The organism is Streptomyces avermitilis MA-4680 = NBRC 14893, from assembly GCF_000009765.2.
GTDB lineage: Bacteria > Actinomycetota > Actinomycetes > Streptomycetales > Streptomycetaceae > Streptomyces > Streptomyces avermitilis.
The window spans coordinates 6729883-6743753 of sequence record NC_003155.5 but is presented as its reverse complement, the minus strand read 5'-3'; the positions used below and the strand labels follow the sequence as shown (position 1 = coordinate 6743753).

Here is a 13871-nt window from a genome sequence, read left to right as displayed (position 1 = left end):
CGGTCATGGGTGCAGGCAGGCGGCACAGTCCGCGACGAGCAGCCGTACTTGGGCGAGTTCCACGCTGTCCCCCGCGGAGGTCAGGACCAGCGGCCCGTACGGGCGAGCAGCAGCGCCGTCGCCACGGTCCCGGCGGTCGATGTGCGCAGCACGGTGCGCCCCAGGTGGAACGTCTTCGCGCCCACCCCGGTGAAGAGTTCGATCTCCTCGGGAGAGATCCCGCCCTCGGGGCCGACCACCAGCACGATCGACCCGGACGTGGGCAGTTGGGCCGTCGCGAACGGCTCGGTGCCGTGCTCCGTGTCCTCGTGCAGCACCGCCGCCAGATCCGCCGTGGCGAGAAGTGCGGCGACCTGCTTGCTCGTCATCGCGCCCGCGACCTCGGGGAAGCGGACCCGGCGGGACTGCTTGCCGGCCTCGCGCGCCGTCGACCGCCATTTGGCGAGCGCCTTCTGGCCCCGGTCGCCCTTCCACTGCGTGATGCAGCGGGCGGCCGCCCACGGGACGATCGCGTCGACGCCGGTCTCGGTCATGGTCTCGACGGCCAGTTCGCCCCGGTCGCCCTTGGGCAGGGCCTGGACGACGGTGATGCGCGGCTCCTCCGGCGGCTCCTCGGTCACCGAGTCCATCTGGACGATCAGCCGGTCCTTGCCCTCGGTGCCGAGCACCACGCAGTCCGCCCACCGTCCGGCCCCGTCCGTGAGGACGACGTCCTCACCGGGCCGCAGCCGCTTCACGGAGACGGCGTGCCGTCCTTCGGCGCCGTCGAGCACGTAGTGTCCGCCACCGCCCGCGTTGAAATGCTCGACCACGAACACCGGTGCGGTCATCGCGCGCCACCGCCCGACAACGCTGTCTTCGCGGCCTCGACCTCGTCGGCCAGGGTCCGCACCAGCTGTCCGGCGGGCAGTTCGCGGGCCATGCGGTGGCCCTGGCCGGCCCACAGCGCCATGCCCTGCGCGTCGCCCGCCTTGGCCGCCGCCTTGCGCAGCGGCGAGGTGAGGTGGTGGACCTCGGGGTAGGCGGCGGGCGCGTACGGCCCGTGCTCGCGCATGAAGCGGTTGACCAGGCCGCGCGCCGGACGCCCGGAGAACGCGCGGGTCAGCTCCGTGCGGACGAAGAGCGGGTTGGTCAGCGCCTGCTTGTGCAGGGCGTTGGCGCCGGACTCGGGCGTGGCGACGAACGCCGTGCCGAGCTGGGCGGCGCTCGCGCCGGCCGCGAGGACGGCGGCGATCTGGCTGCCCCGCATGATGCCGCCGGCGGCGACGATCGGGAGCGTCACGGCCTCGCGGACCTGCGCGAGGAGCGAGAGGAGGCCGATCCCCGCCCCGTCCGCCTCCGGGTTGTCGCGGTGGGTGCCCTGGTGGCCGCCGGCCTCCACGCCCTGGACGATCACCGCGCCGGCGCCCGCGCGCTGCACGGCGAGGGCCTCGTCGACGGTGGTCGCGGTGACCAGGGTGAAGGTTCCCGCGCGGGCGAGGGCCTCCAGGACGTCGCGGGCGGGGCAGCCGAAGTGGAAGGAGGCGACCGGCACCGGGTTGTCGAGGAGGACGGCGAGCTTGGCGTCGTAGCCGTCGTCGCGGCCGCTGTCGGGATCGCCGAGCTCGGTCTCGTACCAGGACGCCTCGCCGGCGAGCTGGTTGGCGTAGACCTCGACGGCGGCGGGGTCCGCCTGCTCGGGCTGCGGCATGAAGAGGTTCACGCCGAAGGGGCGGCCGGTCAGCCCGCGTAGCTGCTTGATCTCCTGGTACATGCCGTCGGCGGTCTTGTACCCGGCGGCGAGGAACCCGAGCCCGCCGGCCTCGGACACGGCGGCGGCGAGCTGCGGCACGGAGACGCCGCCCGCCATGGGGGCCTGCACGATCGGATGTGGGAAGAGATCGGTCAGCGCGGAGGACATGACGGCATGTTGTCACGTCCTCCGTACAAGTCCGAATCCGGCCGTGCTGCTGGCATAGGCCGGCGGAATGGGCTCGCGTCAGGCGGCGCGGGCACCGTCCTTCGGGGGCGAGATCAGGCCATCCGGCCCTGCGACCGTACTCGCGCCCCGTCCGTCGGTCCGGGGCGGCAGCCACCGGACCGCACCCATGTCAGCGGCCGTTGAACGCGTCCTTCAGCCGCGAGAACAGTCCCTGCTGCCCCGGCTGGAACTGCCCCGTGGGCCGCTCCTCGCCACGCAGCTTGGCCAGTTCACGCAGCAGGCGCTCCTGCTCGGGGTCCATCTTCGTCGGCGTGGTGACCTCGACGTGGACGATCAGATCGCCCCGGCCGCCGCCCCGCAGATGCGTGATGCCCCGGCCGTGCAGCGGGATCGACTGACCGGACTGCGTGCCCGGGCGGATGTCGACCTCCTCCATGCCGTCCAGCGTCTCCAGCGGGACCTTCGTGCCGAGGGCCGCCGCCGTCATCGGGATCGTGACCGTGCAGTGCAGGTCGTCGCCGCGCCGCTGGAAGGTCTGGTGCGGCAGCTCGTGGATCTCGACGTACAGATCACCGGCCGGACCGCCGCCGGGGCCGACCTCGCCCTCGCCCGCGAGCTGGATCCGTGTGCCGTTGTCGACACCGGCCGGGATCTTCACGGTCAGGGTCCGGCGGGAACGCACCCGGCCGTCGCCCGCGCACTCCGGGCACGGCGTCGGAACGACCGTGCCGAAGCCCTGGCACTGGGGGCAGGGGCGGGACGTCATGACCTGGCCCAGGAAGGACCGCGTCACCTGCGAGACCTCACCGCGGCCGCGGCACATGTCACAGGTCTGCGCGCTCGTCCCCGGGGCGGCACCCTCGCCGCTGCACGTCGTACAGACGACGGCCGTCTCGACCTGGATGTCCTTCGTCGTGCCGAAGGCCGCCTCGTCGAGCTCGATCTCCACCCGGATCATGGCGTCCTGGCCCCGGCGGGTGCGCGAGCGCGGTCCGCGCTGCGACGCCGTGCCGAAGAACGCGTCCATGATGTCGGAGAAGTTGCCGAAGCCACCGGCGCCGAAGCCGCCCGCGCCTCCGCCGCCGCTCTGCGAGAGCGGGTCACCGCCGAGGTCGTAGACCTGCTTCTTCTGCGGGTCCGACAACACCTCGTAGGCGGCGTTGATCTCCTTGAAGCGCTCCTGCGTCTTCGGATCGGGATTGACATCCGGGTGCAGCTCGCGAGCGAGCCGCCGGAATGCCTTCTTGATCTCGTCCTGAGACGCGTCGCGGCGCACGCCGAGTACGGCGTAGTAGTCCGTGGCCACTTACGACTCCGCCAGGATCTGTCCGACGTACCGTGCCACTGCGCGTACCGCTCCCATCGTTCCCGGGTAATCCATGCGGGTCGGTCCGACCACGCCGAGTTTGGCTACTGCCTCGTCGCCCGAACCGTAGCCGACGGAGACCACGGACGTGGAGTTGAGTCCCTCATACGCGTTCTCGTGACCGATCCGTACGGTCATGCCCGAATCCCCGGCCGAACCAAGCAACTTGAGGAGCACGACCTGCTCCTCCAGCGCCTCGAGGACCGGCCGGATCGTGAGAGGGAAGTCATGTCCGAAGCGGGTGAGATTGGCGGTGCCGCCGATCATCAGCCGCTCCTCGGTCTCCTCGACGAGCGTCTCCAGAAGAGTGGAGAGCACGGTCGTGACCGTACCCCGGTCCTCGGGATCGAACGCCTCGGACAGGTCCTGCACGAGCTGCGGCACGTCCGCGAAGCGACGGCCGGCGACCCGGCTGTTGAGCCGCGCGCGCAGATCCGCGAGGGACGTCTCCCCGAACGGCGCCGGGCAGTCGATCATCCGCTGCTCGACCCGGCCCGTGTCCGTGATCAGTACCAGCATCACGCGCGCGGGGGCGAGCGACAGCAGCTCCACGTGCCGCACGGTGGACCGCGTCAGCGACGGGTACTGCACGACGGCGACCTGCCGGGTGAGCTGCGCCAGCAGCCGCACGGTCCGGCCGACGACATCGTCGAGATCGACGGCGCCGTCGAGGAAGTTCTGAATCGCGCGCCGCTCGGGCCCGGTCATCGGCTTGACGCCCGCGAGCTTGTCGACGAAGAGGCGGTAGCCCCTGTCCGTGGGGATGCGGCCCGCACTGGTGTGCGGCTGCGCGATGTAGCCCTCGTCCTCCAGCGCCGCCATGTCGTTGCGCACGGTCGCCGGGGAGACTCCGAGGTTGTGCCGCTCGGTGAGCGCCTTGGAACCCACCGGCTCCTCGGTGCCGACGTAGTCCTGGACGATGGCGCGCAGCACCTCGAGCCTGCGTTCACTGAGCATCGCGCACACCTCCAGTCGTCCGCTCGCCGTTTCTCCTGGCACTCAGCGCGCGCGAGTGCCAGCATCCCCGCGCCCAGTGTACGGCTGTGAGGTACGGCCCCGGCAAGGGCGGTCCTGCGAAGTCGTGCCGAGGTGACCGACCTGTCCGGTGGTGTCCTGCCGGGCGGGGCGGCTGGGGCTAGCGTCTCCGTATGCGGGTGACTTGGGAAGAGGCGGGATGGGAGAGCGTGGCGCCGTTCGTCGGGCGGCGCCGGCTTCCGGGGTGGGACTGCACGGTCGGGCTGGTGATCGGCGACAGCGCGGCCCTCATGATCGACGCGGGGTCGAGTCTGCGGGAGGGCGCGCTGCTGCGGGCGGAGGCGCAGCGGCTGCTGGGACCCGGCCGCCGTGTGACGCATCTCGCGCTCACACACCCCCATTTCGATCATGTCTTCGGCGCGGCGGCGTTCTCCGGGGTGGAGGTCTTCGGCGCGGTCGGCCTGGACACGGCCCTCGCGCACGGCCGCGAGGAGCTGCGCGCGGACGCCGTGCGCAACGGCCTGGACCCGCGCGCGGCGGAGGGGGCCGCGGACCTGCTCGTACGCCCCCGCCACCATGTCTTCGGCGAGTGGACCCTGGACCTGGGCGGCGAGGTGCAGGTGCTGCTGGCGAACGTGGGTCCCGGTCACACGGCGTACGACCTGGCCGTCCTGGTGTCCTCCTCGCCGGAGGTCGTCTTCTGCGGCGACCTGGTGGAGGAGTCGGGCGAGCCCCAGGCAGGGCCGGACGCGATCCCGTCACACTGGCCGGCGGCCCTGGACCGGCTGCTGGACCTGGGCGGACAGGACGCTGTGTACGTCCCCGGCCACGGAGCCACGGTGGACGCGGCATTCGTCCGGACCCAGCGGGACGAACTGGCGGCCCGCTTCGGCATCGCGTAGCGACCCGCTTCGGGACGGCGTGGGCACGCCGGATTGCGGGACTCCCGGCGTGTCGGGGCGCCCCGCTCCTCCGTCTCCCGCCGCGCTTCTCCTATCGTCATGCGAATGCGCCAGTACTCGCCGGATCTGACCCCGCCGTGGAAGAAGCCCAAGCCCGTGCCCGAGGTCCCGGCGGACCCGGGTCTGGTGGTGGAGGAGCCCGGCACCGGCTTCTGCGGGGCGGTGATCCGCTGCGAGGCGGGCACGGTGACGCTGGAGGACCGCTTCGGCAAGCACCGGGTGTTCCCGCTGGAGCCGCGGGGCTTTCTGCTGGAGGGCCGCGTGGTGACCCTCGTCCGCCCGTCCGGCAACGCTCCCGTACGCCCCACCCGTACCGCCTCCGGTTCGGTGGCCGTCCCCGGCGCCCGCGCCCGGGTGGCCCGCGCCGGCCGCATCTACGTCGAGGGCCGCCACGACGCGGAGCTGGTCGAGAAGGTGTGGGGCGACGATCTGCGCGTCGAGGGGGTGGTGGTGGAGTACCTGGAGGGCGTCGACGACCTGCCACGGATCGTCACGGACTTCGCCCCGGGCCCGGACGCGCGCCTCGGCATCCTGGTCGACCACCTGGTCCCCGGCACCAAGGAGTCCCGCATCGCGGAGTCGGTGACGAGCGAGTACGCCTTGGTGGTGGGCCACCCCTACATCGACGTGTGGGAGGCGGTGAAGCCGGCGTCGGTCGGCATCCAGTCCTGGCCCCGTGTCCCCCACGGCCAGGACTGGAAGAAGGGCGTGTGCCGCGCGCTCGGCTGGCCGGAGAACACGGGCGCGGCCTGGCAGCACATCCTGTCCCGCGTGCGCTCCTACAAGGATCTGGAGCCGGAGCTCCTGGGCCGGGTGGAGGAGCTGATCGACTTCGTCACGGCCGGAGGTCCGGCCTGACCCCCGGACAAGCGCCGGACCCCGGCCGCCGACGGCTCAGTCCACCAGGTCCCTGACCACCGCGTCCGCGAGCAGCCGCCCCCGCAGCGTGAGAACGGCGTGGCCGGCGTCGTACGGGCCGGGCTCCAGGAGGCCGTCCGACAGTGCCCGGCGGGAGGCGGCCAGGCCGTCGGGGCGGAGCAGCGACAGCGGGCAGCCCTCACGCAGCCGCAGTTCGAGAAGAACGCGTTCGACGCGGCGGTCCTCCTCGGAGAGGAGTTCGCGTCCGGCGCCCGGGGACTTCCCCGCCGCCAGGGCGCCCGCGTAGGCCCCCGGGTGCTTCACGTTCCACCAGCGCACCCCGCCCACGTGGCTGTGCGCGCCGGGTCCCGCGCCCCACCAGTCGGCGCCCCGCCAGTACAGCTCGTTGTGCAGGCAGCGGCCCGCCTCGGAGGTGGCCCAGTTCGACACCTCGTACCAGTCGAAGCCCGCCGACGACAGGATCTCGTCGGCGATCAGGTACCGGTCGGCGTGGACGTCGTCGTCCGTCATCGGGACCTCGCCGCGGCGGATGCGGCGGGCGAGCTGTGTGCCCTCCTCGACGATCAGGGCGTACGCGGAGATGTGGTCCGGGCCCGCGCCGAGCGCCGCGTCCAGCGAGGCCCGCCAGTCGTCGTCCGTCTCCCCCGGTGTGCCGTAGATCAGGTCCAGGTTGACGTGGTCGAAGCCCGCCGCCCGCGCCTCCGCGACGCACCGCTCGGGACGGCCGGGCGTGTGCGTGCGGTCGAGCACCTTCAGTACGTGCTGCCGGGCGCTCTGCATGCCGAAGGAGACACGGTTGAAGCCGCCGGCCCGCAGGGTCGCGAGGTACGCCGGGTCCACCGACTCCGGGTTCGCCTCCGTCGTGACCTCCGCGTCGTCGGCGAGGCCGAACTCGTCGCGGACCGCCCCCAGCATCCGTACGAGGTCGTCGGCGGCCAGCAGCGTCGGCGTACCGCCGCCGACGAACACCGTGCGCACCGGGCGGGGGTCGTCACCGAGCACCTTGCGGGCCAGGCGTACCTCGTCGATCAGCGTCTCGGCGTAGTTGTCGCGGGAGGCCAGAACGCCTCCCGTGCCGCGCAGCTCGGTCGCCGTGTAGGTGTTGAAGTCGCAGTAGCCGCAGCGGGTCGCGCAGTACGGCACATGGAGGTAGAACCCGAGGGGACGCTCGGCAGCCCCGGCCAGGGCGTGCGCGGGCAGCGAACCGTCGTCGGGGACGGGTTCGCCGTCGGGAAGTGCGGAAGGCATGCCTTCCATTGTCCAGCACCGGCGGGGATGCCCGTTTACGTTCCTTCTCCCCGGCTCGGTGCTCCGCGCTCCGCCTGTAACACCAGCAGCGCCAGATCGTCCTCCGGCGGGCGCGCCCCGAACTCGTGCACCAGCCGTCTGATGCGTTCCGCGATCAGCTCGGCGCTCAGCCCCGCGCACCCCGCCAGCGCCGCCGCGAGACCGTCGCCGTCGTCGAACTGGTGCGAGCCGCTGCGCCGCTCGGTCACCCCGTCCGTGACGCACAGCAGCGTGTCGGCGGGGTGCAGCTCGAAGGTCTCGCAGGTGTACGTCGCGTCCTCGACGACCCCGAGGAGCGTCTGCGGCTGAGCCACGGGCCGTACGTCGCCGTCCGGGGTCAGCAGCAGCGGCAGCGGATGCCCGGCGGAGGCGAGCGTGCACCGCACCCCGCCCTCGAAGGGGACCAGCTCGCCGTAGAGGAGGGACAGGAAGCGGTTCTGCGGGCCCTCGTCGGCGCCGAGACCGGGTCCGCCCGCCGCCACCAGCGCCCTGGCCGCCGCGTCCGCCGCCTCGGTCGCGTCGTCGAGGAGGAGCTGGTTGAGGCGGTCCAGGACGTCCGCGACCTGGTAGCCCTCGCGCGCCAGGAGCCGCAGCCAGGGCCGGGCGAGCCCGATCACCACGGCGGCCTCGGGCCCCTTGCCCTGCACATCGCCGACGGCGAAGCACCAGCGCCCGTCCCCGGCCGGGAACAGGTCGTAGAAGTCACCGCTGGGTCCGCCCTTGTCGAGCGGCTCGTACACGAGGGCGCTGCGAACCCCGGGGATCTCGGCGACCGCGCCGGGCAGCAGTCCGCGCTGGAGGACCCGGCTGATGGTGGCCTGGCGCGCGTACTGGCGGGCCGCCCCGATGGCGAGGGCCACCCGGCGGCTCAGGTCCTCCACGAGGCCGGTGATCTCGTCGGGGTAGCGCAGCAGCCCGGCCCGCCCGATGACCAACGTGCCGAGCGGACGGCCGCCGGCGATCAGCCGGTACGCGAGCGCCGAGCCGCTCGCGCCGTGCGGGCCCAGTGCCTCGGCGGGCCAGGGCGCGGGCACGGGCCGGGTGCGCACCGACTCGGGCAGCCGGGGCGGGTGCCTCTCCAGCGCCCGGCGCAGGTCCTCGATGCGGTTCTCGCTGCCGTGCCAGACGCGGGCGAGCCGCGGCCCCGGAGCCATGCCCGTCTCGGGGCCGCGCCAGCCCGTCGCCTCGTCCTCCAGCCACACCGCGCACCAGTCGGCGAGCCGCGGTACGAGGAGCTGGCCGGCGAGCGCGGCGACCAGGTCCTCGTCGAGCTGTCCGGCCAGCAGGTCGGAGGCCTCGGCGAGGAAGGAGAGCGCGCCCCGGTTGAGCCAGTCGTGGTCCTGCGTGCCGCGTGGACCGGAGGCCTCGGGGTGGCCGGAATTCTCGGCGAACCCGATACCGAGCCCGATACCGAGCCCGGAATCGAGCCCGGAATCGAGCCCGGAGCGGTCGGGGTGCTCGGGGCCCTCGAAGGGCTCGAAGTGCTCGGAGCCCCCGACGTGCCCGAAATGGCCGGGATACCCGGGGTGCTCCGGCCCGAATATCTCGTCCGCCCGCAGCCCGCGTCCGAGGGAGCGCTCCCCGGCGTACGCCCCGATCCCGTCCTCGACGACCGGTGTCCCCTCGACGGGCAGCACGCCGTCGCCGGCCGGCGCCCCGTCGACAGGCAGCGCCCCGTCGACGGGCAGCCGGGCCCAGACGGTCTTGGCGCCGGTGCGGTACGTGATGCCCCAGGCCTCGGAGAGCGCGGAGACGAGCCGCAGGCCGCGCCCGTACTCGGGCGTGCCGTAAGGGCGTTCGGCGGCCGCGGTGCCGTAGGGGTGGCCCGCGGCTTCGTCCCGTACCGCACGCGAAGGGTGGCGGTCGGAGACCTCGACGACCAGCCCGGCCGGCTCCTCCTCGGACTCGTCGATGCGGCACACCAGGTCGACGTCCGTACCGGCGTGCACGACGGCGTTGGTGACGAGTTCGCTGACCACCACCACGGCGTCGTCGGAGAGCCGGCCGGGCAGTGACGCGGCGCCGGACAGGCCGAGTTCGGCCCAGTCGGCCAGCGCCTCGCGGACGAAGCGGCGGGCGGCGCCGGGCGCGAGAGAACCGCCGGGCAGCGTCGTACGCACAGTCGTGCGCCGTCCCGCCCCCTGGTGCGCGGGCGCGCCGGGGGCGCGGGATACCGCGTCCCGCTGCGTCTCCCGTTGCGTGGGAAAGGCCCCCATGGACAGCTCCCCGAGCAGATCGGACGAATACACCTCAGTTGATGCGGACAGAGTGACAGACTGGCCGCGCCCATAAGCGTCGAGTTACCGAAGTGGGCCGCCATGAGTGAGAACAGTGCTACGCGAGTGCTCGAAGACGGACAGATTCGAGCATCGGATCTGCGTCCGCTGCTCGCCGCCATGACCGCCGCCCGGGACGGAATCTTCACCCGGGTGCCGGAGACGGGGCACGGCCTGGTGGCCGAGCTGAGCACGGCCTTCAACCAGATCATGGACCGGAACGCCCACTTCAACTCGGAAGTGCAGCGCGTACGGCGGGAGCTGGTGCGGCACGGCCGGCTCGACGAGCGGCTGTCGGCGAGCCCGGGGCAGGGCTACTGGGCGGCCCGGGTCAGCGATGTGAACCAGCTGCTCGACGCGCTGGTGGCTCCGGCGGCGAACGCGACGCGGGTTCTGGACGCGGTGGCGGGCGGCGATCTGACCCAGCGGGTCGATCTGCACGACGGCAACCGGCAGTTGCGCGGAGATCTGCGCCGCCTGGGCCGGGCGGTCAACAAGATGGTCGACCAGCTGTCGCTGTTCACCGGCGAGGTGACCCGGGTGGCCCGCGAGGTCGGCACCGAGGGGCGGCTCGGCGGGCGCGCCAAGGTGCAGGGCCTGTCGGGGAGCTGGCGGGATGTGACCGAGGCGGTCAACACGATGGCGTCCCGGCTGACCGCGCAGGTCCGCGACATCGCCCTGGTGACCACGGCGGTGGCCCGCGGCGACCTGACCCGAACGGTGACCGTCGAGGCGACGGGTGAGCTGCTGGAACTGAAGCTCACCGTGAACACGATGGTCGACCAGCTCTCCGCGTTCGCCGACGAGGTCACCCGGGTGGCCCGCGAGGTCGGCACGGAGGGCCAGTTGGGCGGCCGTGCGCAGGTGCGCGGGGTGTCGGGGGTCTGGAAGGACCTCACCGACAACGTCAACTTCATGGCGTCGAACCTGACGTCGCAGGTCCGCAACATCGCCCAGGTCACCACGGCCGTGGCCAACGGCGACCTCAGCCAGAAGATCACGGTCGACGCACAGGGCGAGATCCTCGAACTCAAGTCGACGATCAACACGATGGTCGACCAGCTCTCCGCCTTCGCCGACGAGGTCACCCGGGTGGCCCGCGAGGTCGGCACCGAAGGCAACCTGGGCGGCCGTGCCCAGGTCAGAGGCGTGTCGGGGGTATGGAAGGACCTCACCGACAACGTCAACTTCATGGCGGACAACCTGACCTCGCAGGTCCGCAACATCGCGCTGGTGTCGACCGCCGTGGCCCAGGGCGACCTCGGCAAGAAGATCACGGTGGAGGCGAAGGGCGAGATCCTGGAGCTGAAGTCGACGATCAACACGATGGTCGACCAGCTCTCCGCCTTCGCCGACGAGGTCACCCGGGTGGCCCGCGAGGTCGGCACGGAGGGCAACCTGGGCGGTCAGGCGCAGGTCCGGGGCGTGTCCGGCGTCTGGAAGGACCTCACCGACAACGTCAACTTCATGGCCCTGAACCTGACTTCGCAGGTCCGCAACATCGCGCAGGTGACGACGGCCGTCGCGAACGGCGACCTGTCGAAGAAGATCACCGTCGACGCCCGCGGCGAGATCCTCGAACTGAAGGACACCGTCAACACGATGGTGGAGCAGCTGCGCGCCTTCGCCGACGAGGTGACGCGCGTGGCCCGTGAGGTCGGCACCGACGGGCGGCTCGGCGGGCGCGCGCAGGTGCTGGGCGTCTCCGGCGTCTGGCGCGATCTGACCGACAACGTGAACTACATGGCCGACAACCTGACCTCGCAGGTGCGGAACATCGCGCAGGTCGCGACGGCCGTGGCCCAGGGCGACCTGTCCAAGAAGATCGACGTGGACGCGCGCGGCGAGATCCTGGAGCTGAAGACCACCATCAACACGATGGTCGACACGCTGTCCTCCTTCTCCTCGGAGGTCACACGGGTGGCCCGCGAGGTGGGCAGCGAGGGCCAGCTCGGCGGCCAGGCACGGGTCGAGGGCGTGTACGGCACCTGGAAGCGCCTGACGACGAACGTGAACGAGCTCGCGCTCAACCTCACCACCCAGGTCCGCGCGATCGCCGAGGTGGCGTCCGCGGTGGCGCAGGGCGACATGTCGCGGTCCATCTCCGTGGAAACGCGTGGCGAGGTCGCCGAGCTGAAGGACAACATCAACCTGATGGTGGCCAACCTCCGCGAGACCACCCGCGCGAAGGACTGGCTGGAGTCGAACCTGGCGCGTCTCGCCGCGCTCATGCAGGGTCACCGGGACCTGATGGAGGTCGCGGACCTGATCCTGCGCGAGCTGACGCCGCTGGTGAACGCCCAGTACGGCGCGTTCTTCCTGGCCGATCCCGACGAGGACGGCGCCTCTCTGCGCACGACCGTCCCCGCGAAGGGGCTCGCGTTCATCGCCGGATACGGCTCGGCGCACTCGGTGACCGTCGACACGGGCGGCATGCCGGTCCACGGCCTCGTCCGCCAGGCCGCGCGGGAGAAGAAGCGGATCCTGGTGGAGGAGGCCCCACCCGACTACATCAAGATCAACAGCGGTCTGGGGGAGGCGGCCCCCGCGAGCGTCGTCATCATCCCGATCCTCTTCGAGGACAAGCTCCTCGGCGTGATCGAACTCGCCTCCTTCTCCCGCTTCTCCGATGTCCACCTGGCGTTCTTCGACCAGTTCGTGAACACCATCGGCGTCGCGATCAACACCATCATCGCCAACTCCCGCACGGAGTCCCTGCTCGGCGAGTCCCAGCGCCTCGCCATCCAGCTCCAGGACCGCTCGGACGAACTCCAGTCCCAGCAGGCGGAGTTGCAGCGCTCCAACGCAGAACTGGAGGAGAAGGCGGCCCTGCTGGCGACATCGTCCCAGTACAAGTCGGAGTTCCTGGCGAACATGTCGCACGAGCTGCGTACGCCGCTGAACTCGCTGCTGATCCTGGCCCGCCTGCTCTCCGACAACCCGGACGGCCATCTCTCCGACCAGGAAGTGCAGTTCGCGACGACGATCCACCGCTCGGGCTCCGACCTGCTCCAGCTGATCAACGACATCCTCGACCTGTCGAAGATCGAGGCCGGCCGGATGGACGTACGCCCGAAGAAGCTCCCGCTGATCAAGCTGCTCGACTACGTCCACGCCACGTTCCGCCCGCTCACGATCGACCGGGGGCTCGCCTTCGACGTCGCGGTCGGCGAGGACGTACCGCGCGAGATGTACTCGGACGAGCAGCGCCTCCAGCAGATCCTGCGCAATCTGCTGTCCAACGCGATCAAGTTCACCGCGAGCGGCCGGGTCGAGCTGCGCGTGGGCCGGGTCAAGGACCCCGAGCACCGCTACACCCGCGAGGACAGCGAGGAAGTGATCGCCTTCGCGGTCTCCGACACCGGCATCGGCATCGCGCCGGAGAAACTCCCGGTGATCTTCGAGGCGTTCCAGCAGGCCGACGGCACGACCAACCGCAAGTACGGCGGTACGGGGCTCGGGCTGTCCATCAGCCGGGAGATCGCCGGTCTGCTGGGCGGCCGGATCATCGCCGAGAGCGTCCCCGGCAAGGGGTCCACCTTCACGCTGTACGTCCCGGTCGTCAGCCCGGGCCACGCGGCGACCGGGCCGGCGCCCGAGGAACGTCCGCTGCCGACGCCCGAGCAGCTGTCCACCGAGTCGTACATCACCCACGATCCGGAGGACTCCTGGCCTGCGCCCACCAAGCTGGAGGAGTGGCAGGTGGGGCGCGCGGGGCAGGTGCTGCCCGGCCGGCGGGTGCTGATCGTGGACGACGACATCCGCAACGTCTTCGCGCTCACCCATGTGCTGGGCCGCGTCGGCATGCCCGTCCTGTACGCGGAGAACGGCCGCGAAGGCATCGAGACGCTGGAGCGCAATCCGGACGTCGAACTCGTCCTGATGGACATCATGATGCCGGAGATGGACGGCTACGAGACCATCTCCGTCATCCGCCGCACCCCGCGCTGGGCGGGCCTGCCCATCGTCGCGCTGACCGCGAAGGCGATGCCGGGAGACCGCGAGAAGTCCATCGCGCGCGGCGCCAACGACTACGTACCGAAGCCGGTGGACGTCGATCAGTTGCTGACCGTCGTCTGCGCGCTCCTGGACCCCGAGGGCGCGGACGCCGAGGAGCGGGACGACTTCGCCGAACCCACCGATCCGGGGCCGGTCACATCCGGGGAGCCCGCGGTCCCGCCGCTGACGGAGTGAGGCACAGTCAC

9 protein-coding genes are annotated in these 13871 nt (G+C 71.7%); 3 read left to right on the top strand and 6 right to left on the bottom strand.

Translation table 11 applies throughout. From position 1 onward, the window contains the following. Positions 1-80 precede the first annotated feature (80 nt). The 4 genes from SAVERM_RS28755 to hrcA all read right to left on the bottom strand — a co-directional run bounded on the left by SAVERM_RS28755 (position 81) and on the right by hrcA (position 4244). The gene (locus tag SAVERM_RS28755; protein ID WP_010986974.1) at positions 81-830 is read right to left on the bottom strand and encodes a 16S rRNA (uracil(1498)-N(3))-methyltransferase; all 750 of its coding nucleotides are present in this window, start codon (positions 828-830) and stop codon (positions 81-83) included. Continuing rightward, the gene (locus SAVERM_RS28750) at positions 827-1900 is read right to left on the bottom strand and encodes a nitronate monooxygenase (protein WP_010986973.1); all 1074 of its coding nucleotides are present in this window, start codon (positions 1898-1900) and stop codon (positions 827-829) included. The genes SAVERM_RS28755 and SAVERM_RS28750 overlap by 4 nt, the downstream gene beginning before the upstream one ends. A gap of 190 nt (positions 1901-2090) precedes the next feature. Continuing rightward, positions 2091-3227 carry a molecular chaperone DnaJ gene (gene dnaJ, locus SAVERM_RS28745; protein ID WP_010986972.1) on the bottom strand — a complete coding sequence of 379 codons (1137 nt, stop codon included), beginning with the start codon at positions 3225-3227 and terminating at the stop codon, positions 2091-2093. Further along, positions 3228-4244: a heat-inducible transcriptional repressor HrcA gene (hrcA, locus tag SAVERM_RS28740; protein WP_010986971.1), complete on the bottom strand. Its 1017-nt coding sequence runs from the start codon at positions 4242-4244 to the stop codon at positions 3228-3230. Positions 4245-4435: 191 nt separating this feature from the next. On the opposite strand from hrcA, the gene SAVERM_RS28735 reads away from it, so the two are divergent. Both SAVERM_RS28735 and SAVERM_RS28730 read left to right on the top strand, forming a co-directional pair. Then, entirely contained in the window at positions 4436-5164 is a 729-nt protein-coding gene (locus SAVERM_RS28735; protein ID WP_010986970.1) for an MBL fold metallo-hydrolase, read from the top strand. A 105-nt stretch (positions 5165-5269) separates the two neighbouring features. Next, positions 5270-6082, top strand: coding sequence for a DUF3097 domain-containing protein (locus tag SAVERM_RS28730; RefSeq protein ID WP_010986969.1), 813 nt, complete (start codon positions 5270-5272; stop codon positions 6080-6082). A gap of 36 nt (positions 6083-6118) precedes the next feature. Here the strand turns inward: SAVERM_RS28730 and hemW are convergent, their stop codons facing one another. Together hemW and SAVERM_RS28720 are read right to left on the bottom strand one after the other, a co-directional pair. Beyond that, the gene (gene hemW, locus SAVERM_RS28725) at positions 6119-7351 is read right to left on the bottom strand and encodes a radical SAM family heme chaperone HemW (RefSeq protein ID WP_010986968.1); all 1233 of its coding nucleotides are present in this window, start codon (positions 7349-7351) and stop codon (positions 6119-6121) included. Positions 7352-7386: 35 nt separating this feature from the next. Then, positions 7387-9606 (bottom strand): SpoIIE family protein phosphatase, encoded by a 2220-nt coding sequence (locus SAVERM_RS28720; RefSeq protein WP_010986967.1) that lies wholly within the window; start codon positions 9604-9606, stop codon positions 7387-7389. Between the two features lie 102 nt (positions 9607-9708). On the opposite strand from SAVERM_RS28720, the gene SAVERM_RS28715 reads away from it, so the two are divergent. Beyond that, a complete protein-coding gene (locus tag SAVERM_RS28715) occupies positions 9709-13860 on the top strand; it encodes a HAMP domain-containing protein (protein WP_010986966.1) in 4152 nt (1383 codons plus the stop codon). Positions 13861-13871: the final 11 nt, after the last annotated feature.